At 72.5% G+C, this 25,937-nt stretch carries 22 protein-coding genes; 13 read left to right on the top strand and 9 right to left on the bottom strand.

What is annotated here, in order from left to right:
- Positions 1–138: 138 nt before the first annotated feature.
- The 7 genes from serC to AC07F3_RS12430 all read right to left on the bottom strand — a co-directional run bounded on the left by serC (position 139) and on the right by AC07F3_RS12430 (position 6,809).
- A complete protein-coding gene (gene serC / locus AC07F3_RS12460; RefSeq protein WP_479113205.1) occupies positions 139–1,257 on the bottom strand; it encodes a phosphoserine transaminase in 1,119 nt (372 codons plus the stop codon).
- Positions 1,258–1,562: 305 nt separating this feature from the next.
- Positions 1,563–2,828, bottom strand: coding sequence for a cytochrome P450 family protein (locus AC07F3_RS12455; RefSeq protein WP_479113203.1), 1,266 nt, complete (start codon positions 2,826–2,828; stop codon positions 1,563–1,565).
- A complete protein-coding gene (locus AC07F3_RS12450) occupies positions 2,825–4,054 on the bottom strand; it encodes a cytochrome P450 (protein WP_479113201.1) in 1,230 nt (409 codons plus the stop codon). Before AC07F3_RS12450 ends, AC07F3_RS12455 begins: the two co-directional genes overlap by 4 nt.
- Positions 4,051–4,650, bottom strand: coding sequence for a GTP-binding protein (locus AC07F3_RS12445; protein ID WP_479113199.1), 600 nt, complete (start codon positions 4,648–4,650; stop codon positions 4,051–4,053). Before AC07F3_RS12445 ends, AC07F3_RS12450 begins: the two co-directional genes overlap by 4 nt.
- Positions 4,631–4,978 (bottom strand): DUF742 domain-containing protein, encoded by a 348-nt coding sequence (locus AC07F3_RS12440; RefSeq protein WP_114039783.1) that lies wholly within the window; start codon positions 4,976–4,978, stop codon positions 4,631–4,633. Before AC07F3_RS12440 ends, AC07F3_RS12445 begins: the two co-directional genes overlap by 20 nt.
- Positions 4,975–5,376 (bottom strand): roadblock/LC7 domain-containing protein, encoded by a 402-nt coding sequence (locus tag AC07F3_RS12435; RefSeq protein ID WP_114039784.1) that lies wholly within the window; start codon positions 5,374–5,376, stop codon positions 4,975–4,977. The genes AC07F3_RS12440 and AC07F3_RS12435 overlap by 4 nt, the downstream gene beginning before the upstream one ends.
- Positions 5,373–6,809, bottom strand: coding sequence for a sensor histidine kinase (locus AC07F3_RS12430; RefSeq protein ID WP_479113197.1), 1,437 nt, complete (start codon positions 6,807–6,809; stop codon positions 5,373–5,375). Before AC07F3_RS12430 ends, AC07F3_RS12435 begins: the two co-directional genes overlap by 4 nt.
- A 397-nt stretch (positions 6,810–7,206) precedes the next feature.
- On the opposite strand from AC07F3_RS12430, the gene AC07F3_RS12425 reads away from it, so the two are divergent.
- The 10 genes from AC07F3_RS12425 (at position 7,207) to AC07F3_RS12380 (ending at position 21,724) form a co-directional block, all read left to right on the top strand.
- The gene (locus AC07F3_RS12425; RefSeq protein WP_479114028.1) at positions 7,207–10,017 is read left to right on the top strand and encodes an FAD-binding and (Fe-S)-binding domain-containing protein; all 2,811 of its coding nucleotides are present in this window, start codon (positions 7,207–7,209) and stop codon (positions 10,015–10,017) included.
- Between the two features lie 128 nt (positions 10,018–10,145).
- Complete coding sequence (locus tag AC07F3_RS12420; protein ID WP_479113195.1) at positions 10,146–11,120, top strand: EamA family transporter; 975 nt, start codon at positions 10,146–10,148, stop codon at positions 11,118–11,120.
- A 251-nt stretch (positions 11,121–11,371) separates the two neighbouring features.
- Complete coding sequence (locus tag AC07F3_RS12415) at positions 11,372–12,187, top strand: TIGR03084 family metal-binding protein (RefSeq protein ID WP_479113193.1); 816 nt, start codon at positions 11,372–11,374, stop codon at positions 12,185–12,187.
- Positions 12,184–13,878: an acyclic terpene utilization AtuA family protein gene (locus AC07F3_RS12410; protein WP_479113191.1), complete on the top strand. Its 1,695-nt coding sequence runs from the start codon at positions 12,184–12,186 to the stop codon at positions 13,876–13,878. The genes AC07F3_RS12415 and AC07F3_RS12410 overlap by 4 nt, the downstream gene beginning before the upstream one ends.
- A 70-nt stretch (positions 13,879–13,948) precedes the next feature.
- Positions 13,949–15,550 (top strand): acyl-CoA carboxylase subunit beta, encoded by a 1,602-nt coding sequence (locus AC07F3_RS12405; protein ID WP_479113189.1) that lies wholly within the window; start codon positions 13,949–13,951, stop codon positions 15,548–15,550.
- A gap of 5 nt (positions 15,551–15,555) precedes the next feature.
- On the top strand, positions 15,556–17,460 hold the full coding sequence (locus AC07F3_RS12400) for an acetyl/propionyl/methylcrotonyl-CoA carboxylase subunit alpha (RefSeq protein WP_479113187.1): 1,905 nt from the start codon (positions 15,556–15,558) through the stop codon (positions 17,458–17,460).
- A 47-nt stretch (positions 17,461–17,507) separates the two neighbouring features.
- The gene (locus tag AC07F3_RS12395) at positions 17,508–18,659 is read left to right on the top strand and encodes an acyl-CoA dehydrogenase family protein (RefSeq protein ID WP_479113185.1); all 1,152 of its coding nucleotides are present in this window, start codon (positions 17,508–17,510) and stop codon (positions 18,657–18,659) included.
- A gap of 128 nt (positions 18,660–18,787) precedes the next feature.
- Positions 18,788–20,392 carry a 4-coumarate--CoA ligase family protein gene (locus AC07F3_RS12390; RefSeq protein ID WP_479113183.1) on the top strand — a complete coding sequence of 535 codons (1,605 nt, stop codon included), beginning with the start codon at positions 18,788–18,790 and terminating at the stop codon, positions 20,390–20,392.
- Positions 20,393–20,414: 22 nt separating this feature from the next.
- Positions 20,415–21,149, top strand: a complete 735-nt coding sequence (locus AC07F3_RS12385) for an enoyl-CoA hydratase family protein (protein WP_479113181.1) — start codon at positions 20,415–20,417, stop codon at positions 21,147–21,149.
- Positions 21,137–21,724 carry a TetR/AcrR family transcriptional regulator gene (locus AC07F3_RS12380; protein ID WP_479113179.1) on the top strand — a complete coding sequence of 196 codons (588 nt, stop codon included), beginning with the start codon at positions 21,137–21,139 and terminating at the stop codon, positions 21,722–21,724. The genes AC07F3_RS12385 and AC07F3_RS12380 overlap by 13 nt, the downstream gene beginning before the upstream one ends.
- Before the next feature lie 69 nt (positions 21,725–21,793).
- On the opposite strand, the gene AC07F3_RS12375 is transcribed toward AC07F3_RS12380, so the two are convergent.
- Both AC07F3_RS12375 and AC07F3_RS12370 read right to left on the bottom strand, forming a co-directional pair.
- Positions 21,794–22,201, bottom strand: a complete 408-nt coding sequence (locus tag AC07F3_RS12375) for a rodlin (protein WP_479113177.1) — start codon at positions 22,199–22,201, stop codon at positions 21,794–21,796.
- 491 nt (positions 22,202–22,692) lie between these two features.
- Positions 22,693–23,103, bottom strand: a complete 411-nt coding sequence (locus AC07F3_RS12370) for a rodlin (RefSeq protein ID WP_479113175.1) — start codon at positions 23,101–23,103, stop codon at positions 22,693–22,695.
- A 312-nt stretch (positions 23,104–23,415) separates the two neighbouring features.
- Between AC07F3_RS12370 and AC07F3_RS12365 the strand changes: the two genes are divergently transcribed.
- The 3 genes from AC07F3_RS12365 to AC07F3_RS12355 all read left to right on the top strand — a co-directional run bounded on the left by AC07F3_RS12365 (position 23,416) and on the right by AC07F3_RS12355 (position 25,878).
- Entirely contained in the window at positions 23,416–23,826 is a 411-nt protein-coding gene (locus AC07F3_RS12365) for a rodlin (protein WP_479113173.1), read from the top strand.
- Positions 23,827–24,117: 291 nt separating this feature from the next.
- Positions 24,118–24,342, top strand: a complete 225-nt coding sequence (locus AC07F3_RS12360) for a chaplin (protein ID WP_114039837.1) — start codon at positions 24,118–24,120, stop codon at positions 24,340–24,342.
- Between the two features lie 165 nt (positions 24,343–24,507).
- Positions 24,508–25,878 carry a chaplin gene (locus AC07F3_RS12355; RefSeq protein ID WP_479113171.1) on the top strand — a complete coding sequence of 457 codons (1,371 nt, stop codon included), beginning with the start codon at positions 24,508–24,510 and terminating at the stop codon, positions 25,876–25,878.
- Positions 25,879–25,937 lie beyond the last annotated feature (59 nt).

Raw genomic sequence — 25,937 nt, 5'->3', positions numbered from 1 at the left:
GCCGGTCGCGTGGTTTCCCGTACCCCTTCAGGGCGGGCCAGTGCGGTCAGGACCTGCCCACCCGGACGTGGCCGGGCGTGGGGAAGGGCCCGGCACCTGTGACGGTGCCGGGCCCTTGTCCGTGGAGCCGGTGGGTGCTCAGAGCTGCTCGATGACGTAGTCGACGCAGGCCGTCAGGGCCTCGACGTCCGCCGGGTCGATCGCCGGGAACATCGCGATGCGCAGCTGGTTGCGGCCGAGCTTGCGGTACGGCTCGGTGTCGACGATGCCGTTGGCGCGCAGCACCTTGGCGACGGCGGCGGCGTCGATGTCGTCGGCGAAGTCGATCGTGCCGATCACCTGCGAGCGCTTGGCCGGGTCGGTGACGAACGGGGAGGCGTGCTTGGAGTCCTCGGCCCAGCCGTACAGGGTGCGCGAGGAGGTCGCGGTGCGCCGCACCGACCAGTCGAGCCCACCCTGGCCGTTGATCCACTTCAGCTGCTCGTTGAGCAGGAACAGGGTGGACAGGGCGGGGGTGTTGTACGTCTGGTTCTTCAGCGAGTTGTCGATCGCGGTGGGCAGCGAGAAGAACTCGGGCACGTGACGGCCGCTCGCGTGGACGCGCTGGGCGCGCTCCAGGGCGGCGGGCGAGAACGCCGCGAGCCACAGGCCGCCGTCCGAGGCGAACGACTTCTGCGGGGCGAAGTAGTAGACGTCCGTCTCGGTGATGTCGACGGGCAGGCCGCCCGCGCCGGAGGTCGCGTCCACCAGGACGAGGGCGCCCTCGTCGGCGCCCGCCACGCGCTTGATCGGGGCGGCGACACCGGTCGAGGTCTCGTTGTGCGTGAACGCGTACACGTCCACACCCGCCTCGGCCTTCGGGTCCGGGTGCGTTCCCGGGTCGCTGCTGATGACGGTCGGCTCGGCCAGCCAGGGGGCGAGCTTGGCGGCCTTCGCGAACTTGGACGAGAACTCGCCGAAGTTCAGGTGCTGGGACTTGTTCTCGATCAGGCCGTGCGTCGCGACGTCCCAGAACGCGGTCGAGCCGCCGTTGCCCAGGATCACCTCGTAGCCCTCGGGGAGGGAGAAGAGGTCCCGGATGCCCTGGCGCACCTCGCCGACCAGGTTCTTGACCGGGGCCTGGCGGTGGGAGGTGCCGAGGAGGGAGGTACCGGTGGCGGCCAGGGCGTTCAGCGCCTCCGTACGCACCTTGGAGGGGCCCGCGCCGAAACGGCCGTCGGCGGGCTTCATGTCAGCGGGAATCTGGATCTCAGCCACGGGCGGAGCGTATCCGGTTCCGGGGTGGCGGGGATTCCGGGTCCGCCCGATGAGACGCCCCCGCCCGGGCCCGGTGGGTTACGCCCGTGAGGGGCTCCGCCCCTCCTACCCCGGCGGGGCTCCGCCCCCACACCCCCGTTTCGCGCCTGAACGGTGCTCGTCCTCAAACGCCGGACAGGCTGAAGACGCCAGCACTGGCCCGCCCCAGTACTGATAGGGGCGCGGGGAACTGCGCGACCAGCCACGCACGGCGCGAGGACGAAGGCAACGTCAGGCAGGGGCGGGCCCCAAGCGGGCGGGGTGGGTCAGGTCAGGCGGGCCGGGAGGGCGTGGAGGTCGTTCTGGGTCACTATCGGCTTGTTGCGGAGCTCGGCCCGCGGGACCGCCAGGGTCAGGGAGGGGAAGCGGGCGTACAGCGCCGGGAGGGCCACGCCGGCCTCCAGGCGGGACAGGGCCGCGCCCGGGCAGACGTGCGGGCCGTGGCCGAAGGAGATGTGCCGGGCCGGGGCGCGGGTGACGTCGAAGTCGCCCGCCGTGGGCCCGTGCTGCGCCTCGTCGCGTCCTATCGCCCCGAAGGAGACGATCAGCGCCTCACCCGCGGGCAGCACCCGGTCGCCCACCACGACGTCCTCCGTCGCGAAGCGGAACAGGACGTGCGAGGTGGGCGTCGACCACCGCAGGGTCTCCTCGATCACGTTCTCCCACGGCACCGCCCCGTCGAGCACCAGCTTGCGCTGCTCGGGGTGGGTCTCCAGGGCCACCACCGCGTTCACGACGAGGCTGATCGTGGTCTCGTGCCCCGCCGCGACCATCAGCTGGAGGGTGTTGGTGATCTCCTCCGTGGTGAGGTGGTCGCCGTCCTGGGACGCGGCGATCAGCGCGCTGGTCAGGTCGTCGCCCGGCGCCTCCCGCTTCGACGCGACGATCCCCGCGAACAGCTCCCCGAGGTCCGCCATCATCCGCGGCACCTCCTCGGGAGGCGTCTGCGTGGAGAAGAACTTGTCGAAGAGGGCCTTGAGGCGAGGGTGGTCGGCCGCGTCCACACCCATCAGCCGGCCGATCACGTTCATGGGCAGCGGGTAGGCGAACTCGGCCTTCAGGTCCACCACTTCACCGGCGGGCCGCTCGGCGAGCCGGTCGAGCAGCGACTCGGTCAGCGCCTCGATGCCCGCCCGCAGCCGCTCCACCCGGCGTACGGTCAGCGCCTGCGCGACCAGGGTGCGCAGCCGGCGGTGCTCCTCGCCGTCGACCGTCAGCATCGAGCGGCCCGGGTTGGCGAGCCCGATCAGCGGCCAGTCCAGCGGGATCTCGCCGCGCTGCCAGGCGCCCCACACGTTGATGTCCTTGACCAGACGCGGGTCGGTCAGGAGCTGGCGGGCCTCCGCGTGGTGCGTCACGGAGTAGCAGGCCACCCCGCCCGGCAGCACGACCCGTGCCAGCGGACCGGCCGCGCGCAGCGCCGCGCTCTCGGCGTCGAGGTCGCCGACGAACGGGTCGAGGGTGATCGCGCCGGAGTGGTCCACGGGGCACTGCGTCGGTCTGCTCGTCGGTCTGCTCGTCGGTCTGCTCATCGGTCTGCTCCAAGGGCGGGAGTGGGAGTGAACGTCACGGGAAGCTCGGTCAGGCCCCGCAGCCAGGGGGACGGGCGGCGCGTCAACTCCTCGGCGGCGGTGGCGAGATCGACGTCGGGCAGCCGGTCGAGCAGCACCTCGATCCCGGTGCGCGCGATGACCTCGGCCACCTCCTGGGCGGGGAAGGGGCAGCGGTGCTCGCCGTGCCCGAAGGAGAAGAAGGCGCTGTTGCCGCCGGTCAGCGCGCCCGCGTCGGTGCGTACCTGCGGATCGCCGTTGGCCGCGGCCAGACCGAGCAGCAGGAGGTCGCCGGCCCGGATGTGCTGGCCGCCGAGCCGGTTGTCGCGGGCGGCCCAGCGGCCCGCCACGTTCTGGGTGGGGGTGTCCTCCCACAGCACCTCGTTCATGGCCTCGCCCACGCTGTGCCGGCCGCCCGCGAGCGAGGCCGCGAACCGGTCGTCGGTGAGCATCAGGCGCAGCGAGTTGCCGATCCAGTCCGCGGTGGGCTGGTGCCCGGCGGCCATCATCACCATCAGGTCCTGGCCGACCTCCTCGACGGTGAAGCCGTACGGGTTGGCGAGCATCCGGGACGCCACGTCGTCGCCGGGCTCGACCTGCTTGGCGGTGAGCAGCGCGTACATCGACTCGGCGAGGTGGCGCTGGCCCTCCAGGGCGCCCTCCCTGCCGTTGATCATGTCGTTCATGGCGGTGACCAGGCCGGGGCCCTGCTCGTCGGCGAATCCGTAGAGCCGGGCCAGGACGCGGACCGGCAGGAGCATCGCGTACTGGCCGACGATGTCGCAGCCGCCGGCGCCGCACAGCGCGTCGATGAGCTCGTCCGCGAACCGCTCGGCGTGGCTGCGCAGTTCGAAGGGGTCGACCGCCTCCAGGGCGTCGGAGACCATCGCGGCCCGCTCGCGGTGGCGCTCGCCGACGGTGTAGAGGATCGACGGCTGCTTGCGGCCGATCATGGGGAGCAGCGGCCAGTCGGCGGGGATGCGGTCCCACTGGTTCCACAGGTCGGAGTCGCGCGAGAACAGCACCGGGTCGCTGGTGACCTGGTGCAGCTCGCGGTAGCCGAGCACCAGCCAGGCCGGCACGTCGCCGTCCAGGACGACGGGCGCCACGGCTCCGTGGTCGCGCCGCAGGTCGCGGTACAGCGCGTTCGGCTCGGTCTGGAACCGGGGGCCGCTCAGCGGGACGGGGGCGGGGATCGGGCACGTCACGGTATGAGCTCCGGGGCCTTCTGCAGGCGTGCGAGATGTTCTACGAGGGTGATCAGGACGGTCTTGCTGGACTCGCGGGCGCGGGCGTCGCAGCGCAGCAGCGGCACCTCGGCGGGCAGGTCGAGCGCCTCGCGGACCTGGGCTTCGGTGTGGGCGGGCCCGCCGAAGTCGTTGCAGGCCACGACGAACGGCGTGCCGTGGTGCTCGAGCCGGTCGATGGCGTACCAGGAGTCGGCCAGGCGCCGGGTGTCCACGAGGACGACCGCGCCCAGCGTGCCCGCGAACAGCCGGTCCCACAGGAACCAGAACCGCTCCTGGCCGGGCGCGCCGAACAGGTACAGGACGTTGTGCGCGTCCAGGGTGATGCGGCCGAAGTCGAAGGCGACGGTGGTGGCCGTCTTGGCGCGGACGCCGTCGAGGTGGTCCACGGCCTCGCCCGCCTTGGTCATGGTCTCCTCGGTGTTCAGCGGACGGATCTCGCTGACCGAGCGCACCATGGTCGTCTTTCCGACGCCGAAACCACCGACGACGACGATTTTCAGGCCGTTGTCCGCGGTCCCCGCGAGGGCGGGCCGTTCAGAGATTTCGGAGGCCAACGAGCACCTGCTCCAGGATGTCGGGGTCGGGAAGGCGGTGGGCGGAGCGCGGGTGGCGGGCGCTGATGCCGCCGGTGGCGTGCAGGTCGGCGAGCAGGATGCGGACCACCGTGACGGGCAGGCGGAGCTCGGCCGCGATCTCCACCACCGCCGTGGGGAAGCGGCACATCCGCAGGATCGCCGCGTGCTCGGACTGCATGCCGGGCGTCGGGTCGGACTCGGTGACCACCAGCGTGACCAGGTCGAAGGCGTCCGAACCGGAGCGGCTGCGGCCGCCGGTGAGGGTGTAGAGCCGGTCCGGCGAGTCGTCCCGGCCCGGCCTGCTCATGCCCGCGGCTCGGCGCTGAGGTGTTCGCCGAGCTGCTCCACCAGCTCGGACATGTTGTGGCCGACGAGCCCGGCGTCCGCGTCCTCGGCGGCGACCACGGCGAGGTGCGCGCCCTCGCCCGCCTCGACGATGAAGAGGATGCCGCCGTAGAACTCGGCCATCGCGGAGCGCACCCCGCCGGTTCCGTCGCCGAACTCGATGGACGCCCCGTGCGACAGGCTCTGGATGCCCGCGGAGATGGCGGCGAGCTGGTCGGCCTGGTCGACGGAGAGCTCCGGCGTGCGGCACAGCTTGAGGCCGTCGCGGGACAGGACCAGGGCGTGCCGGGCGCCGGGGGTGCGCTCCAGCAGGTTCTCCAGGAGCCAGTTGAGCTTCTCGTCGGTGGTGGTGCCGGTCATTCGGAGTTGCCTTCCGGGGTGGGTGAGTTCGCGCGTACGGCCTGGCGGAAGCTGCTGAAGCGGGCGGCCGCGTCCGACGCGGCGGTCGAGGCGCGGGCCGGGGCGGCCGGTGCGTCGGGGCCCTCGGGGTGAGCCGCGGCCAGCGCCCGCCCGCGCTTGCGCTTGGGCAGCCCGCTCTCGCCGAACTGCGGGAACTCACCGCTGGTCTCGGCGTCGGTCTCAGCGCCGGGATCACCGAGGGTGCCGGTGGTGGAGCTCGTGCCGGTGGCGGGCTCGGTGGCCGGTTCGTGCGTGGTCTCGGGCTCGGTGACCGGCTCGCGCGGGGTCGGGGACTCGCCGGCGGCCGCCCTGGCGGGGAGCTGCGGCGGCGCGGGTACGACGGGGACGGGTGTGGCCGTGGTGACGTGGGTGATCAGCTCGTGCGGGAGCAGCATCAGGGCGCCGGTGCCGCCGCGTGCGGAGGGGCGGAACGAGACCGTGAGGCCGTGCTTGCGGGCCAGGCGGCCGACGACCGCGAGGCCGAGCCGGGTGCCGGAGAGCCCCGCGAGGTCCGACGACCGCCCGGACACGGCCTGTTCGGCCCGGCGCAGCTGCACCTCGCTCATGACCAGACCGCTGTCCTCGACGGTGATGATCACACCGGCGGGCACTTCCTCGACGTACACGTGGACCTCGGCGGTCGGCGGCGAGAAGTTGGCCGCGTTGTCGAGGAGTTCGGCCAAGGCGTGCATGACGCCCTCGGCGGCGTGCCCGGCGACGGCCGCGTCACTGGTGGAGTGCAGCCGCACGCGCTGGTAGCCGCCGATGCGGCCCATGGCGCCCCGCAGGATCGACTCCATCACGATGGGCCTGGCCCAGCGGCGGCCCGAACGCGCCCCGGTCAGCACGGCGATGGAGTCCGCGAGGCGGCCCGCCTGGGCGGTGCGGTGGTCGAGGTGGAGCAGGTCGCCGAGTACGTCCTCGTCGGCGTGCCGGTGCTCCATGTCGCGCAGGTCGGCGAGCATGCCGGTGGCGAGCGCCTGCATGCGGCCCGCCGCGTTGGCGGTCGCGGCGAGCGCCGCGGCCCGCGCGGACTCGGCCCTGCGCAGTTCGGCGGTGTGAGCGGCGATCAGGGCCTTGCGCTCGGCGGACTGGGCCGCGTCCAGGCGCACCGCGTCGGCGCTGCGCCGGGCGGCGTTGGCCTCCTGGGCGCTGATCTGGCCGTTGAGCGCGGTGAGCCGGGAACGCAGGACGCGGTTGCGCAGCACGGTGTGGGTCATGGCGTACGCACCGGCGCTGAGCAGGGCCGCGGCGGCCCCGAGGCTCCAGCCGAGTACGGCACGGGTGCCGGGCGTGGCCGAGACCACCGCCACCGTGCAGAACGCGCCGGTGACCACCGCGGTGATCAGCAGGGCCAGCGCGGAGGGGCGGGTGGGGGAGGGCGACGCCGTCATCGATCAATGCCTCGGAGCGCTCATGGCGGGCGAAAGGGAAGGTCGTGTTCCTGTTCCAAGGGGAACGAGGGGCAACTATAGGAGAGTTGGTGATCGATTTGGATAGTTCTTGGTGAAGATTCCCGCTCCTTGGAGTCGTTGACCGGCCACATTCGGCTCATCTTGGGCTGTTTCCGGACAGTCGGCGGGAGATGACGGCCCGTCGGCGGCCGGATCGCGCAGCGGTGGGGGACGAGTGACGGGCGGGCCGGAACCGGTGGGTGGACACGCGGCCGCACCGCGCGGTGCGGGACCCGCGCGGACACCCGTGCCGAGGCATCCTGGCCCCATGGCGGATGGCGAGGGCCCACGACCGGACGGTTCACGGGAGCGCGGGCGACGGCGTGAGCGGGTGCGGATGCCGGACGGCGCACGGGAGCGCGACCTGGAGCGCGAGTTGGCGCGGGTGGTGCGGGGCCGGGTGGACTTCGGTGGCACCGCCCGCGCCCTGACGACGATGGACGCCTCGAACTACCGCCGGGTGCCGCTGGGCGTGGTCGCGCCGCGCGACGCCGAGGACGTGGCGGCGGTGCTCGACGTCTGCCGGGCGTACGGGGTGCCGGTGGTGCCGCGCGGCGGCGGCACCTCGATCGCGGGCCAGGCCACCGGGACCGGGATCGTGCTGGACTTCACCCGCTTCATGCGCTCCCTCGTCTCCGTGGACGCGGCGGCCCGAACCGCCGTGGTTCAGCCGGGCGTTGTGCTCGACACCCTGCGGGACGCGGTCGCGCCCCACGGGCTCACGTTCGGCCCCGACCCGTCGACGCACAGCCGGTGCACGCTCGGCGGGATGATCGGCAACAACGCGTGCGGGGCGCATTCGGTCAGCTGGGGGACGACGGCTGACAACATCCGCGATCTGACAGTCGTCAGCGCACAGGGCACGCTTCACCGGTTGTCGCAGGGATGGCAGAACTCGACAGCGCCTGTTGGTCTACGCGATTTCGTCAGCCGTCATCTGTCGATCCTCCGCACCGGCTACCCCCAGGACCTCCCGCGCCGCATCTCCGGCTACGCGATGGACGCCCTGCTCCCCGAGCGCGGGACCGATCTGGCCCGCGCGTTCTGCGGCAGCGAGGGCACGTTGGGGGTGGTCACCGAGGCGACGGTCCGCCTGGTGGAGGTGCCCCGCGCCCGCGCCCTCGCGGTGCTCGGCTACGCCGACGAGAGTGCGGCCGCCGAAGCCGCCCCCGGGCTGCTCCCGTACCGTCCGCTGACCGTGGAGGGCATGGCCGCCGATCTCGTACGGGTCCGGGGCGATGCCGGGCTGCCGCGCGGCGCGGCGTGGCTGTTCGTCGAGGCGGGCGGCGCGACCGAGGCGGAGGCCCGGTCCCGGGCCGAGGAGCTGGCGCGGGCGGGCGACGCGCTCGGCACCGCCGTGGTGAGCGATCCCGCCGGGATGCGCGCACTGTGGCGGATCCGCGAGGACGCGGCCGGCACCGCGACCCGGATGTCCGACGGCACCGAGGCCTGGCCCGGCTGGGAGGACTGCGCGGTTCCGCCTGCCCAACTGGGCGCCTACCTACGGGAGTTCAGAAGCCTGCTCGCCTCCCATCAGCTGCGCGGCACCCCGTACGGGCACTTCGGCGACGGCTGCATCCACGTCCGCATCGACTTCGACCTGCTCACCCCGGCCGGGGTCGCCCGCTTCCGCGCCTTCTCCGAGGACCTGGCCGACCTGGTGGTCGCGCACGGCGGCTCGCTCAGCGGCGAGCACGGCGACGGGCAGGCCCGCGCCGAACTGCTCCCGAAGATGTACGGGCCCGAAATGGTCGCCGTGTTCGCCGAGTTCAAGGACCTCTGGGACCCGGAGGGCCTGCTCAACCCCGGCATCCTGGCCAGGCCCGCCCGGCTCGACGAGAACCTGCGCTTCGAGGTGCTGCCGAGGCGCCCGGTGGACGTGGAGTTCGGCTACCCGCACGACGGAGGCGACTTCGCGGCAGCGGTGCGCAGATGCGTCGGAGTCGCCAAATGCCGTACGCAGCACGTGAGTTCCGCAGAGGTCATGTGCCCGTCCTTCCGCGCCACCGGAGAGGAGGAGCACTCCACCCGGGGCCGGGCCCGGCTGCTGCACGAGATGCTGGCGGGCGAGGTGATCACGGACAGCTGGCGTTCCACGGAGGTGCGGGACGCGCTCGACCTGTGCCTGTCCTGCAAGGGGTGCCGCAGCGACTGTCCGGTGGGTGTGGACATGGCGACGTACAAGGCGGAGTTCCTGCACCACCACTACGCGGGGCGCCGCCGCCCCCTCGCGCACTACGCGCTCGGGCGGCTCCCCGAGTGGCTGCGGGCGGCGGCCCCGCTGGCCCGCCCCCTGAACGCGGCGGCCCGGGTGCGCCCGCTCGCCGCCCTGGCGAAGCGGCTCGCGGGGATCGCGCCGGAGCGCACGATCCCGGCCCTGGCGCCGCGTACGTTCCTGCGCGGGACGCGGAAGCGGCCGGAGCCGCGCGAGGCGGCGGTGACGCTCTGGCCGGACACGTTCACCAACCACCTGTCCCCGGAGGTGGGTCATGCGGCGCTGAGGGTGCTGTCGGACGCGGGCCTGGAGGCGGCGATCCCGGCCGGGCGGGTCTGCTGCGGCCTCACCTATGTGTCCACAGGACAGCTCGACCGCGCGAAGGTGGTGATGGGCCACACCCTGGACGCGATGGAGCCGTATCTCGCCGAGGCGGAGCGGCCCGTCGTCGTACTCGAACCGAGCTGCGCGGCCACCCTGCGCACGGACCTGCCGGAACTGTTGCCCGCCGACCCGAGAGCGGCCCGGCTCGCCGCCGCCGTGCGCACCTTCGCCGAGGCGCTGGAGGAGTACGCGCCGCACTGGACCCCGCCGCGCCTGCACCGCCCCGTGGCGGGCCAGACCCACTGCCACCAGCACGCGGTCCTGGGCGACGGGGCCGACGGCCGCCTGCGTGCCAAGGCGGGTCTGACGGGCGGGCTCAGCGGAGGCTGCTGCGGTCTTGCCGGGAACTTCGGGTTCGAGCGGGGCCACTTCGAGGTGTCGGTGGCCTGCGCGGAGGACCAGCTGCTCCCGTCGGTACGGGCGGCCGCGCCGGGCACGGAGATCCTGGCCGACGGCTACTCCTGCCGCACGCAGCTGGCGCAGCTGGCGGGCCGCAGGGCGAGGCACCTCGCGGAGGTACTGGCCGAGGGCCTGGAGGGTGAGGGGTAGAGCGGCCGGGCGCCGCTTACATTGGATGGAGTGCTTCATTCCGCTCGCCGGAAAGGTGGTTGCGGGAGTCGGCACGTAAGGTCCAAGATATTAAACAAACAGGTCCACCAAAGTGGACCAACTGATGGATGACACCTTCGAGGGGAGTACCGGTGGACACGGGCAAGGGCGTGGGTGCGGCGGAGCCGGTCGCGGCGGCCGCCGTCGCCGTGCCGGAGGCCGCCGGTGCGCTGAAGGGCGAGGGCCGCGCAGGCCGCCGGGCGGCGCTCGGACCGGTGGCGCTGGTGGTGGCGGGCGGCATATCGGTGCAGTTCGGCGCGGCCGTGGCCGTGACGCTGATGCCGAGGGCGGGCGCGGCGGGAGTGGTCACGCTGCGGCTCGTCGCGGCGGCGGTCGTGCTCATGCTGGTGTGCCGTCCGAAGCTGCGGGGGCACGCGCGGGCCGACTGGGGCACGGTGATCGCGTTCGGGGTGGCCATGGCCGGGATGAACGGGCTGTTCTACCAGGCCGTGGACCGCATCCCGCTGGGTGTCGCCGTCACCCTGGAGGTGCTCGGCCCGCTGGCCCTGTCGGTGTTCGCCTCCCGGCGCCTGGTCAACGTCCTCTGGGCCGCGCTGGCCCTCGCCGGTGTCGTCCTCCTGGGCGGGGGCGGCTTCGGCGACCTGGACCCGGTGGGCGTGGCGTACGCGCTGGGGGCGGGCGCGTGCTGGGCGGTGTACATCCTGTTCAGCGCGCGTACGGGACGAAGGTTCCCGCAGGCCGACGGCCTGGCCCTCGCGATGGCGGTGGCGGCCGTCCTGTTCCTGCCGATCGGCATCGCGCAGGCGGGCGCCACCCTGCTCGTCCCGTCCACGATGGCGCTGGGCGCGGCCGTGGCGATCCTGTCCTCGGTCCTGCCCTACACCCTCGAACTCCTGGCCCTGCGCCGCCTGCCCGCCTCCACCTTCGCGATCCTGATGAGCCTGGAACCGGCGATAGCGGCGACGGCGGGCTTCCTCATCCTGAACCAGTCCCTGTCCTGGCCCCAGGCCCTGGCCATCGCCCTGGTGATCGGCGCGAGCATGGGCGCGGTGCGGACCCAGATCAGAACGGTCTCGGCCTAGCCCCGGCCGACGGCGGTGTGGCTCCCTCGGCGGGGGCGGCCGTAGCGCGGGGGCCTGAACGGTGGGATGGCGGGCTGGGGGGGGCGCCCGTAGAGCCCGAGTTGGCGGGGCGGCTCCCTCCCGGGGTCCCGCCGAGGACTCTCTTCGGGCCGGGCGAACCAAGGCCGGAAATAAATGCAAGCACGCTTGCTTGTTTCTGGGTGGGGTGCCATGCTCCGGGGCACGCCCGCTGTCCCGGAGGGGAGCGCACCGTGTCCGAACCGGTCGGTCCAACCGACGCCGTTCTCGCCGTCCTTGACGACCTGCGTGCCGAAGGGGGTGAACTCGACGTCCTCATCGGTGAGTTGAGCCCGGTCCAGTGGGGCACGGCCACCGCCGCGCCGGGGTGGACCATCGCGCACCAGATCGCCCACCTCGCCTGGACCGACACCGCCGCGCTGCTCGCCGTCACCGACCCCGACGCCTTCGCGGCCGAGGTCGAGAAGGCCGTCGCCGCGCCGGACAGCTTCGTGGACGACGGGGCCGAGGCGGGGGCCCTGCTTCCGCCCGCCGAACTGCTCGCCTGGTGGCGGGACGGCCGCGTACAGCTTCAGGAGGCGTTGCGGGCGGCGCCCGCCGGGGCGCGGTTCCCCTGGTACGGGCCGCCCATGTCCACCGCGTCCATGGCCACCGGCCGGCTCATGGAGACCTGGGCGCACGGCCAGGACGTGTTCGACGCCCTCGGCCGCACCCGCAGGCCGACCGACCGGCTGCGCCACGTCGCCCGCATCGGCGTCCGCGCCCGCGACTACGCCTTCTCCGTACGGGGATTGACGCCTCCGGGCGAGGAGTTCCGGGTCGAGCTGACCGCGCCGGACGGCGAGGACGTCTGGACGTACGGCCCCGAAGACGCCCAACAGCGTGTCACCGGGCCCGCGTTGGACTTCTGCCTGCTGGTCACCCAGCGGCTGCACCGCGACGACACCGCCGTACGCGCGCAGGGCGCCGACGCCGACCGCTGGCTCGACATCGCCCAGGCCTTCGCGGGCCCGGCGGGCCCCGGCCGCGCCCCCAAGGCCGCCCGATGAACCAGGACGGGCGAATACTGCGCATCGGCAACGCCTCCGGGTTCTACGGCGACCGCTTCGACGCGATGCGGGAGATGCTGACCGGCGGCCCCCTCGACGTGCTGACCGGCGACTACCTCGCCGAACTCACCCTGCTGATCCTCGGCCGCGACCGGCTGCGCGACCCGCGGCTCGGGTACGCCAAGACCTTCCTGCGCCAGCTGGAGGAGTGCCTCGGGACCGCGCGCGAGCGCGGGGTGCGCATCGTCACCAACGCGGGCGGGCTCAACCCGGCCGGACTCGCCGACGCCGTACGGGAGTTGAGCGAGCGGGTGGGCGTTCCGGTACGGGTCGCCCATGTCGAGGGCGACGGGCTGCCGCTCCCCGAGGGCGCGCTCACCGCCAACGCGTACCTCGGTGGCGGCGGGATCGCGGCCTGTCTGCGCGGTGGCGCGGACGTCGTCGTCACCGGGCGGGTCACGGACGCGGCCCTCGTCACCGGCCCGGCCGCGTGGTGGTTCGACTGGGGGCCCGAGGAGTACGACGCGCTCGCTGGCGCGGTCGTCGCCGGGCACGTCCTGGAGTGCGGCACCCAGGCCACCGGCGGGAACCACCCCTTCTTCGTGGGCCGCGACCTCACCCGGCCCGGCTTCCCCCTCGCCGAGCTGCACGCCGACGGCACCTGCGTCATCACCAAGCACCCCGGCACCGGCGGCTTCGTCGACACCGGCACGGTCACCGCGCAGCTCCTGTACGAGACCGGGGGCGCCCGGTACGCCGGGCCCGACGTCACCGCGCGGCTCGACACCGTACGGCTCGACCAGGAGGGGCCCGACCGGGTGCGCGTCAGCGGGGTGCGCGGCGAGGCGCCGCCGCCGACCCTCAAGGTGGGGGTCAGCCGGATCGGCGGCTGGCGCAACGAGGTCGTGTTCGTCCTGACCGGACTCGACATCGAGGCGAAGGCCGCGCTGGTGCGGGAGCAGGTCGAGGACGCCTTCGCGCGCGCCAAGTCCCGTCCTCTGACGGTTGGTTGGGAGCTGTCCCGCACCGACCGGGCCGACGCGCCCACCGAGGAGGGCGCGAGTGCGCTGCTGCGGCTCGTCGTCCGCGACACCGACCCGGACGCGGTCGGCCGGGTCGTGAGCGGCGCGGCCGTCGAACTCGCCCTCGGCAGCTACCCCGGCTTCCACGTCACGGCCCCGCCGGGGAAGGGGGCGCCGTACGGGGTGTTCTCGGCGGTGTACGCGGACGCGGGGTCGGTGGAGCACGTGGCGGTCCACGCGGACGGCGTACGGGAGTTGATCCCCCCGCCCGCCCGTACGGCGCCCCTGGCAACGGTCCCGGAGCCGCCCCTCCCGCCCTTCACCCCGGCGGGGCCGACCCGGCGGGTGCCGCTCGGGACGGTGGCGGGGGCGCGGAGCGGGGACAAGGGCGGGGACGTGAATGTGGGGGTCTGGGCGTTGTCGGAGGCGGGGTGGGAGTGGTTGGCCCATGCGTTGACAGTCGACCAATTCCGTCAACTGCTGCCTGAAGTTGGTGAATTGAACGTCACTCGTCACCTTCTGCCGAACCTGTGGGCGCTCAACTTCGTGGTGGAGGGGTTGTTGGGGGAGGGCGTCGCGTCTCAGGCGCGGTTCGATCCGCAGGGGAAGGGGGTGGGGGAGTGGTTGCGGAGCCGGGAGGTGGCGGTGCCGGTGGATCTGCTGGGCTGACTTTCCCCCACCCCACCAGGCCCACCCACCCCTCATCCCCACCACCCCCATCCCAAAAAGGAGCCGTCCCATGCCCGTCCTCCCCAGCACCCTCGACCCCGCCGCCCCCGAGTTCCGTCGGGCCACCGCTGCCATGCGGGGCAGGCTCGCCGAGCTGGAGGGGGAGCACGCCAAGGCTCTTGCCGGGGGCGGGCAGAAGTACACCGACCGGCATCGAAGGCGCGGCAAGCTACTGCCCCGCGAGCGCATCGAGCTGCTGCTCGACCCCGACACCCCCTTCCTGGAGCTGTCCCCCCTCGCGGCCTGGGGCAGCGACTATCCCGTGGGCGCCTCGATGGTCACCGGCATCGGCACCGTCGAGGGCGTCGAGTGCCTGATCACCGCAAACGACCCCACCGTCCGGGGCGGCGCCTCCAACCCCTGGACGCTCAAGAAGGCCCTGCGCGCCAACGAGATCGCGTACACCAACCGCCTCCCCTGCATCAGCCTGGTCGAGTCGGGCGGCGCCGACCTGCCCTCGCAGAAGGAGATCTTCATCCCGGGCGGCGCGATCTTCCGGGACATCACCCGGCTGTCCGCGGCGGGCATCCCGACCATCGCCGTGGTGTTCGGCAACTCGACCGCCGGCGGGGCGTACGTCCCCGGCATGTCGGACCACACCGTGATGATCAGCGAGCGGTCCAAGGTGTTCCTCGGCGGGCCGCCCCTGGTCAAGATGGCCACCGGCGAGGAGAGCGACGACGAGTCGCTCGGCGGGGCCGAGATGCACGCCCGCACCTCCGGCCTCGCCGACCACTTCGCCGTCGACGAGCAGGACGCGATACGCCAGGCCCGCCGCATCGTCGCCCGCCTCAACCACCAGAAGGCGCACCCGGACCCGGTACGGCTCGTGGAGCCGCCCAAGTACGCCGAGGACGAGCTCCTCGGCATCGTCCCGGAGGACCTGAAGACCCCGTTCGACCCGCGCGAGGTCATCGCCCGGATGGTCGACGGGTCCGAGTTCGACGAGTTCAAGGCGCTCTACGGGCCGAGCCTTGTCACCGGCTGGGCCGAGCTGCACGGCTACCCGATCGGCATCCTCGCCAACGCCCAGGGCGTCCTCTTCTCCGCCGAGTCGCAGAAGGCCGCCCAGTTCATCCAGCTCGCCAACCAGCGCGACATCCCGCTCCTCTTCCTCCACAACACCACCGGCTACATGGTCGGCAAGGAGTACGAGCAGGGCGGCATCATCAAGCACGGCGCGATGATGATCAACGCGGTGTCCAACTCCCGCGTGCCGCACCTCTCCGTCCTGCTCGGCGCCTCCTACGGAGCCGGTCACTACGGCATGTGCGGCCGCGCCTACGACCCGCGCTTCCTGTTCGCCTGGCCGAGCGCCAAGTCCGCCGTCATGGGCCCGCAGCAGCTCGCGGGCGTGCTGTCGCTCGTGGCCCGCGCCTCCGCCGAGGCCAAGGGGCAGCCGTACGACGACGACGCGGACGCCGCGCTGCGCGCGATGGTGGAGCAGCAGATCGAGGCCGAGTCGCTGCCGATGTTCCTGTCCGGGCGGCTGTACGACGACGGGGTCATCGACCCCCGCGACACCCGGACCGTCCTCGGGCTCTGCCTGTCGGCGATCCACACCGCCCCCGTCGAAGGCGCGCGCGGCGGCTTCGGCATCTTCCGGATGTGAGGGCCATGATCCAGTCCGTACTTGTCGCCAACCGGGGCGAGATAGCCTGCCGGGTCTTCCGCACCTGCCGCGACCTGGGCATCTCCACCGTCGCGGTGTTCTCCGACGCCGACGCGGGCGCCCTGCACGTGCGCGAGGCCGACGCCGCCGTACGGCTGCCGGGATCGGCGCCCGCCGACACGTATCTGCGCGGCGACCTCATCGTGAAGGCGGCCCTCGCGTCGGGCGCCGACGCCGTGCACCCGGGATACGGCTTCCTGTCCGAGAACGCCGGTTTCGCGCGGGCCGTCACCGACGCCGCACTGACCTGGATCGGCCCGCCCCCCGAGGCCATCGAGGCCATGGCCTCCAAGACCCGCGCCAAGGAACTCATGGGTCTGCCACCCCTCGACCTGGCGGACGTCACCGAGGCCGACCTCCCCCTGCTCATCAAGGCCACGGCGGGGGGCGGGGGACGGGGCATGCGTATCCTCCGTCAACTGACAGATGTTGACGGTCAGTTGACAGCGGCGCGCTCCGAGGCCCTCGGCGCGTTCGGGGACGGCGACGTGTTCGTCGAGCCGTACATCGAGGGCGGACGCCATGTCGAGGTGCAGATCCTCGCCGACGCCCACGGCACGGTGTGGGTCCTCGGCACCCGCGACTGCTCGCTCCAGCGCCGCCACCAGAAGGTCGTCGAGGAGGCCCCGGCCCCCGGCCTCGCCCCCGAGACCCTCGCCGGACTGCACACCCTCGCCGTACGGGCCGCGCGGGCCACCGACTACCGGGGCGCGGGCACCGTCGAGTTCCTGGTCGCCGGAGCGAAGGCCCACTTCCTGGAGATGAACACCCGCCTCCAGGTCGAACACCCCGTGACCGAGGCCGTGTTCGGCATCGACCTGGTCGCCCTCCAGCTCCGCGTCGCCGAGGGCGAGGCGCTCCCGCCGACGCCGCCCGAACCCCGGGGTCACGCCATCGAGGCCCGCCTGTACGCCGAAGACCCGGCCCACGACTGGGCTCCGCAGACCGGCACCGTCCATGAACTCGCCGTCGACGGCGTGCGGTTGGACACCGGGTATGCGAGCGGCGACGCCGTGGGCGTCCACTACGACCCCCTGCTCGCCAAAGCCGTGGCCCACGCCCCGACCCGCGCCGAGGCCGCCCGCACCCTCGCCCGCGCCCTCGAACGCGCTCGTATCCACGGCCCGGCCACCAACCGCGACCTGCTCGTACGCTCCCTGCGCCACCCCGACTTCACCGAGGGCCACCGGAGCGCCGCGGCACCCGGCGCCGCGCAGGCCGACCCGCCCCGCCTCGACACCTCCTTCTACGACCGCAACCTCCCCGAGCTCACCGCACCCGCCCCCGGCGCCCGGTACGCCGCCCTCGCCGCGGCCCTCGCCGACGCCGCCTCCCGGGCCGGACGGTTCGGCGGCGGCTGGCGCAACGTACCGTCGCAGCCGCAGGTGAAGCGGTACGGCGAGCACGAGGTCCGCTACCGGCTCACCCGCGACGGCCTCGAAGCCGACGGTCATCCCGAGGTCCGTCTGGACGCGGCCGGGCCTGAGCGCGTGCGCCTCGAAATCGACGGGGTCATAAGGGAGTTCAGCGTCCGGCGGTACGGCGACAGCGTCTACGTCGACACCCCGGAAGGCTCCCACGCCTTCACCGCGCACCCCCGCTTCACCGACCCCAGCGACCTGGTGGCGCCCGGCTCCCTGCTCGCCCCCATGCCGGGAGTGGTCGTGCGGGTCGCCGACGGGGTCGAGGAGGGGTGCCGCGTCAGCGCCGGGCAGCCGCTGCTGTGGCTGGAGGCCATGAAGATGGAGCACCGCGTCTGTGCCCCCGCCGACGGCACCCTCACCGCGCTCCACGCCGCCCCCGGCCGCCAGGTCGAGGTCGGCGCCCTGCTCGCCGTGGTCGTCCCGTAGCCGATCCGCAGTCGTCGTTCCGTATCCGTTCAGGAGGCCCGAACAGCATGACCGGAGTCATCGAGAGCCAGGAGAACAAGGATCTGCGCGCCGCCGTCGCCGCACTCGGCGCCCGGCACGGCCGCGGGTTCGACCGCGCGGCCCTGTGGTCGGAGGCGGCCAAGCTCGGCTACCTCGGCGTCAACCTGCCCGAACGGCACGGCGGCGGGGGCGGCGGAATGGCCGAACTGTCCATCGTCCTTGAGGAGTTGGGTGCGGCGGGCTGTCCGCTCCTGATGATGGTGGTCTCGCCCGCCATCTGCGGCACGGTCATCGCCCGCTTCGGCACCGAGGCGCAGCAGCGCACCTGGCTGCCCGGTCTCGCCGACGGGTCGATCACCATGGCCTTCGGCATCACCGAGCCGGATGCCGGGTCCAACTCGCACCGCATCACCACCACCGCCCGGCGCGACGGCGACGACTGGGTCCTCACCGGCCGCAAGGTGTTCATCTCCGGCGTCGACATGGCCGACGCCACCCTCATCGTCGGCCGCACCGAGACTGTGTCCGACGAGAAGACGGGCCGCACCGGCGGCCTCAAGCCCTGCCTCTTCATCGTGCCGCGTGACACCCCCGGCTTCCACCGCTCGCAGATCGACATGGAACTCCAGGCCGCGGAGAAGCAGTTCGAGCTCGTCCTCGACGAGGTGCGGCTGCCCGCCGACGCGCTGGTCGGCGACGAGGACGCGGGGCTGCTCCAGCTCTTCGCCGGGCTCAACCCCGAGCGGATCATGACGGCCGCGTTCGCGATCGGCATGGGCCGCTACGCGCTCGCCCGGGCCGTCGACTACGCGACCACCCGCCAGGTGTGGAAGCTCCCCATCGGCGGCCACCAGGCCATCGCGCACCCCCTCGCGCAGGCCCACATCGAGCTCGAACTGGCCCGCCTGATGATGCAGAAGGCGGCCGCGCTGTACGACGCGGGCGATGACGCCGGGGCGGGCGAGGCGGCCAACATGGCGAAGTACGCGGCCGCGGAGGCCTGCGTCAAGGCCGTCGACCAGGCCGTCCACACCCTCGGCGGCAACGGCCTGACCCGCGAGTACGGCCTCGCCTCGCTGATCACGGCGGCCCGCGTCGCCCGGATCGCGCCGGTCAGCCGCGAAATGATCCTCAACTACGTGTCGCACCAGTCCCTGGGCCTCCCGAAGTCGTACTAGGCGTTCCGGGCGGCGGGCGGGGCGTGGTGCGATGCGGCCGCGGGTCCGCCCGTGTTCCGGTCGCGCGACTCCCCGCGCGCCCCTCGGGGCGCCTTCCACAAGCCCGCCGAGACGCAGCAGGAGACGCCATGGACTCCCGTATCTTCCGCAGCGAGTACGCCGACGTACCCCTCGTCGACGAGCCCATCCACGAGGCGGTCCTCGCCCGCTCGACCGCCACCCACCCCGACGCCGTCGCCCTCGTCGACGGCACCGAACCGAGCGGCGCCGCTCAGCTCACGTACGGCCAACTGGACTCCATGCACCGCACGTTGGCGGCCTCCCTCTCGGCCTCCGGGGTGCGCAAGGGCGACGTGCTCGCCCTGCACAGCCCCAACTCGGTGCTCTACCCGGTCGTGCTGTACGCGGCAAGCCGGGCGGGCGCGTCCGTCACCACCGTCCATCCGCTGTGCACGGCCGAGGAGTTCGCGAAACAGCTGGCGGACTCCTCCGCGCGCTGGATCGTCACGGTGTCCCCGCTCCTGTCCGTCGCCCGCCGGGCCGCCGAACTCGTCGGCGGCATCGAGGAGATCCTCGTCTGCGACCGGGCCGAGGGGCACCGCTCGATCGTCCACGACCTGCTCACCGCAGACGCCCCCGAGCGGCACGTCCCCATCGACCCGGGCGAGGACATCGCCGTCCTGCCGTACTCCTCGGGCACCACCGGCGTACCCAAGGGCGTCATGCTCACCCACCGCAGCATCGCCACCAACCTGGCCCAGCTGCACCCGCTGGTCCCCATGGTGCCCGGCGAACGCATCCTCGCGGTGCTCCCCTTCTTCCACATCTACGGCATGACCGCCCTCATGAACGCGCCGCTGCGCTGCGGCGCCACGGTCGTCGTGCTGCCGCGCTTCGACCTCGACCAGTTCCTCGGCGCGATCGAGAGACACCGCATCACCGGCCTGTACGTGGCCCCGCCCATCGTGCTCGCCCTGGCCAAACACCCGGCGGTCGCCCGGTACGACCTGTCGTCCCTGGAGTACGTCGTGAGCGCGGCGGCCCCGCTCGACGCCCGCCTCGCGGCGGCCTGCTCGGCCCGCCTCGGGCTGCCGCCGGTGCGTCAGGCGTACGGCATGACCGAGCTGTCCCCCGGCACCCACACCGTCCCGCTGTCCGCCCCCAGCCCGCCGCCCGGCGCGGTCGGCAAACTGCTGCCGTCCACCGAGATGCGCATCCTGCGCCTGGACGACCCGTCCCGCGACGCCGGACCCGGCGAGGAGGGCGAGGTCGCGATCCGCGGGCCCCAGGTCATGAAGGGCTACCTGGGCCGCCCCGACGCCACCGCCGCCCTGATCGACGCGGACGGCTGGGTGCACACCGGCGACGTGGGCCGCGTCGACGACGACGGCTGGCTGTACGTCGTCGACCGGGTCAAGGAACTCATCAAGTACAAGGGCTTCCAGGTCGCCCCCGCCGACCTGGAAGCCCTCCTGCTCACCCACCCCGCCATCGCGGACGCGGCCGTCATCGGCGTGTACGACGCGGACGGCAACGAGGTGCCCAAGGCCTACGTCGTACGCCAGGCGATCGCGCCGGACCTGGGCGCGGACGAGGTGATGGCGTACGTCGCCGAACGCGTCGCCCCGTACAAGAAGGTCCGCCGGGTCGAGTTCGTCGAGAGCGTGCCCCGGGCCGCGTCCGGCAAGATCCTGCGGCGCGAACTGCGCCGACGAGAGAAGGACCACACGTGAACCGAGACAAAAGGGCCCGCGCATGACACTCGTCCGGGCCGCCCACGACCGGGGCATCACCACCCTCGCCCTCGACTCGCCCGCCAACCGCAACGCCCTGTCCGCCGATCTGGTCGCCGAGCTGCGCGCCGAGCTCGCACGCCGCGCGGGGGACCCGGACGTACGGGCCGTCGTGCTCACCCACACCGGCACCACCTTCTGCGCGGGCGCCGACCTGAAGGCGCCGCCGGACCCGGCGGCCTTCGTGGCGCTGATGCGCGCCGTGGTGGAGCTCCCCAAGCCGGTGGTGGCCCGGGTCACCGGCCACGTCCGCGCGGGCGGGCTCGGCCTGCTGGCGGCCTGCGACATCGCGGTCGCCGGCCCCGGCTCCTCGTACGCGTTCACCGAGGCGCGGCTCGGCCTCGCCCCGGCCGTGATCTCCATGCCGGTGCTGCCCCGCATGGACCCGCGCGCGGCGAGCCGTTACTACCTCACCGGTGAGCGGTTCGACGCGGCGGAGGCGGCCCGCACCGGGCTCGTCACGCTCGCCGCCGACGACGTGGACGAGGCCCTCGCTCCGGTCCTCGACGGGGTGCGCAGGTCCTCACCGCAGGGCCTGGCCGCGTCGAAGGCTCTGGTCACGGCTACCGTGGCGGAGACCTTCGACCGCTGGTCCAAGGAACTGACCGCCCGCTCGGCGTCCCTCTTCGCCTCCGCCGAGGCGCGAGAGGGAGTGACGGCCTTCCTCGAACGACGGGACCCCGCATGGGTGTTGTGACCCCACCGAAGACCCCGAAGCAGGACCGCAGCCGGGCCACCCGGCAGCGCCTCCTGGAAGCCGCCGTCGCCTGCCTGGCCGAGCACGGCTGGGCGGGCTCGACCGTGTCGGTGGTCGCCGAGCGGGCCGGGGTCTCGCGGGGCGCCGCCCAGCACCACTTCCCCACCCGCGAGGACCTGTTCACGGCGGCCGTCGAATACGTCGCCGAACAGCGGTCCTCCGCCCTGCGGGCCCTGGACCGCACCGACCGCCGCGAGGTCGTGGCCGCCCTCGTCGGCCTCTACACGGGCCCGCTGTTCCGGGCCGCGCTGCACCTGTGGGTCGCCGCCGCCAACGAGCCCCAGCTGCACGCGCGGGTCACCGAGCTGGAGGCGAGGGTGGGCCGCGAATCGCACCGCATCGCGGTGGAACTGCTGGCCGCCGACGAGTCCGTGCCCGGCGTACGGGAGACGGTGCAGGGCTTCCTCGACATGGCGCGCGGCCTGGGCCTGGCCAACCTGCTCACCGACGACGCGGCCCGGCGGGGGCGGGTCGTGGCGCAGTGGGCGGTGCTGCTCGACGAGGCGCTGCGCTGAGCGCGCCAATAGGGGCGGGACGACGAGAACGGCCGGCCCGGGTCACCCGGGCCGGCCGTTCTCGGTCTTTCAGCTGCCGGCCGCGCCGTTGCCGGAGAGGACCGGGATGTCGTCCAGGATGTGCGACAGCGCCTCGTCGCGCTTGGCCTGGGTGGAGTTCTCGGTGCACTGCTGGGTCTGCGGCGAGGACAGGACCGGGATGTCCTGGACGCCGACGTTCACCAGGGCGAGGATGGACTGCACGTCGGCCTTGGCCGGGAGGCCGACACACAGCTTGTTCAGGGAGCCCTGGACCAGGGTCATCTGGGGGCTCATGTCGCCGTCGGTCTTCGAGTTGCCGAAGGCCTGCTTGGCGTCGTTGCCGCTGAGCGACGTCGTACCGGTGTCATTGCCGATGGCCATCGCCTGCGGCGCTGCCATCATCGCGACACCGGAAACGGCTGCGGCGACGGCTGCGGCCGACCACAACTTCTTCATGTCTACTCCTGTTGGTCTGACCCATTGATGGGGATCTGTGAAGAGAACGGTGAGAACTTCTTTTGGTTGCGCCGTGTCCCCCGGACAGGGCATTGCGGAATCGGCTCCGCCCGTCCGTGGTAATGAGGAAGTGACCACGGACCGATAGTGAGGACATGACTGAAACGCAGGGCGCCTGGCACAGGGGGGCATTCGTCCCGGTCACTCGTCGACGATTCGAGAGCCGGGCGGCGGCCGAACCCGTCTACGCGGACCTGGTGCGTTCCTGGGCCGCGGAAAGGCGTACGGTTCCGGGCCGGCCCGACTGGGAATGGAATGCGCTTGTCAACGGTTTCCACTGGCCGGACTGAATGGTCGCGACGTCGCCCCGTGAGGTGCCGGGCGCGAAAAAGCCGGATCGTCGGAGTGCGCTGGCGATCCGGCCGAGGACATCAGGGCGTCGGGCCACCGAAGGGATTGACAGCGGCCCGGACGACCTGAAATCGCAGAACTCAACTGTGCGTGGCGCCGTTGCCGGAGAGGACCGGGATGTTGCTCAGGATGTGCGACAGCGCCTCGTCGCCCTTGGCCTGGGTGGAGTTCTCGGTGCACTGCTGGGTCTGCGGCGAGGACAGGATCGGGATGTCCTGGACACCGACGTTCACCAGGCCGACGAGGGATTGCAGGTTGGCCTTGGCCGGGAGGGCGATGCAGGGCTTGTTGAACGAGCCCTGGATCAGGCCGATCTGCGGGCTCATGTTGCCGTACGTGGCCGAGTTTCCGTACGCCTGCATCGCGTGGTTGCCGCTGACCGAGGTGGTGCCGCTGTCGTTGCCGATCGCCATCGCCTGCGGCGCCATCGCCCCGGAGGCACCGACGGCGGACACGCCGACGGCTGCTGCCGCCATAGCCTTCTTGATCACGCTTGTCCCTTTCTGGTGGATGCCCCAGACGGAGCCTCCTGACCAACCGTCCGGACGGCGGATCGGTTTCTTCTCTTCACTCTTTCGGCCGTACGAAAATAGGGCCGAACAAGTTCTGTGCATCTTTGCGGGTTGAGATTATATGGAGATCCGACGGAGTGTTTCCGGTGCAATGTCAGGGCCCCTTTTTGGGAACCGTTCGGGTGATGTGGCGGAACCAAACCGGTTCGGGGAAGTTGACCGTGCAGTAGTACGGCGCAGTGGATATGGGCGCGGTACTGCACGTGCTCTCCACCAACAAAAGGGAAGAACATGCTCAAGAAGGTTATGGCCGCGTCCGCTGCCGCCGTTTCGCTTGTCGGAGCCTCCGCCATGCTGGCCCCCCAGGCAATGGCCATCGGCAACGACTCCGGTACGACGTCGCTCAGCGGCAACGGCGCGAAGCAGGCCTTCGGCAACTCGAAGACCGACGGCGACATGAGCCCGCAGCTCTCGCTCGTCCAGGGCTCCCTGAACAAGCCGTGCATCGGTCTCCCGCTCAAGGCCGACGTGCAGTCCCTCGTCGCCCTGGTGAACGTCGGCGTCCAGGACATCCCGATCCTGTCCTCGCCGCAGACCCAGCAGTGCACCGAGAACTCCACCCAGGCCAAGCGCGACGAGGCGCTGTCGCACATCCTGGACGACATCCCGGTCCTCTCCGGCAACGGCGCCGCCGGCAGCTGAGTCCTTGCCGCCGCTCGGGCCGCCGCAGTCCTCTGTTCGGGCTGCGGCGGCCCGAGTTCTTTGGGCGCGTATCGCAGGACGGCTGAGTTGACGAGGCGTGGCGCGAACAGCCGTTCCTCCTGCCATTTGGGTGAGGAAAGCAGCCGCGCGATTCCGCCTCGGTTTCTTTTGCCGGAATAAATCGTTACCAAGTCGTCAGCGGCTCCTTGGGCGAAAGCTCTGGCAACGCGCCGTGAGCAACGACTGGTTGCGCGACTTTTTGACTGAGGGAAGGAAATCCACGTGAAGTACATGAAGGCTGCGACGGTTCTGGCCGGTCTGGTCATCGCCGCCGGTGGTGCCGCCCCGGCGTTCGCCGACGCCAACGCCGACGGTGCCGCCGTCGGCAGCCCGGGTGTCCTGTCCGGCAACCTGCTCCAGATCCCGGTCCACGTGCCGATCAACGTCTGCGGCAACACCATCGACGTCATCGGCCTGCTGAACCCGGCGTTCGGCAACGTCTGCGTCAACAAGTGACGTAGAGCCGGACTCTCCACTCTGATTTTGGGGCGTGCCCATCGCACGCCCCAAAGTCGGTTCTTCCCCCACTTTCTCACCCCCCACGACACGGAAGACAGCCCATTGCGCCAGGTCATCAGCAAGACCCTGTTCACCGCCGTGGCAGCCACGAGCGTCCTTTCGATGAGCGGCACCTACGCTCAGGCGGCCGGCACCGATGCCGAGACCATGGGCTCGCCGGGCCTGCTGTCGGGGAACACGATCTCGGCGCCGGTGGATGTCCCGGTCCAGGCGTGCGGCAACACCGTGGACCCGGTCGGAGCGCTCAACCCCTCCTTCGGCAACCACTGCGAGACGCTCTCGCCGCCCCGCGAGGAGCGGGCCGACGAGCGCGCCGAGGAGCGGGCCGACGACGCGGGCGGTTACGGCTCCGACGAGGGGGGCTACGGCTCCGGGTACGGGCGTTCGTACGAGGAGGAGTACGCGGAGGCGTACCGGCCCCGGCACGAGCGGCCCGCCGCGAGCGAGGCCCGTTCCGTGACGAGCGATTCGCCGGGTGTCCTCTCGGGGAACTCCGTGGCGGCGCCGGTCGACGTGCCCGTGCAGGCGTGTGGGAACACGGTGAACGTCATCGGCCTGCTCAATCCGGCGATGGGCAACCACTGCGCGACCGGGTCGGCCGAGACTCCGCACACGCGCCACGCCCCGCCGGTCCACCACGCACCCCCGACCCGCCACGCACCCCCGGTGCACCAGGCCCCGCCCGTGCATCACGCGCCGCCGACCCGCCATGCGCCTCCGGTGCACCACGCGCCTCCGGTCCACGAGGCTCCGCCCGTGCACCACGCACCGCCTGTGCACCACATGCCCCCTGTGCACCAGGCACCTCCGGTCCACCAGGCCCCGCCCGTGCATCACGCACCTCCGGTCCACCAGGCGCCTCCGGTGCACCACGCGCCTCCGGTCCACCACGTACCCCCGGTTCACGAGGCCCCGCCGGTTCACCACGCACCCCCCGTGCACCACGCCCCGCCGGTCCACCACGCACCTCCCGTCCACGAGGCACCCCCGGTCCACCAGGCGCCCCCGGTCCACCACGCACCCCCCGTCCACCAGGCGCCCCCCGTGCACCAGGCACCTCCCGTCCACGAGGCACCCCCGGTCCACCAGGCGCCTCCGGTCCATCAAGCCCCGCCCGTCCACAAGGCGCCCCCGGTTCACGAGGCCCCGCCCGTGCATCACGCACCCCCCGTGCACCACGCGCCCGCGGCCCCGCACGCTCCCGTGGTTCGGGCGGTTCCGCAGGTGCCCGCTGCTCCGGCCGTGCATCAGGCGCCCCCGGTCCACCACGCCCCGGCCGTGCACCCGGCGCCCGTGGTGCGGCACGCTCCTCGGGTCGTCGCTCCCGCGGCCTCGGCGCACGCTCACGCCGTTCCGCAGCTCGCCGCCACCGGGTCCGACCCCGCGCTCCTCGCGGCCGCGGGCGGAGCCGTCGCTCTCGTGCTCGGCGGGGGCGTCCTCTACCGACGCGGCAGGGTGATGGCCCGCGTCTGACCCGCGGCGCCCGCCAGCCCCCCACCCGCGGCAAGTGACGGCCGAGGGCTCGGGGTGGG

This window comes from Streptomyces sp. NPDC045846, from assembly GCF_056431605.1.
Note: the sequence above shows the minus strand (reverse complement) of the source record. Positions and strands in the feature narration are given on the sequence as shown.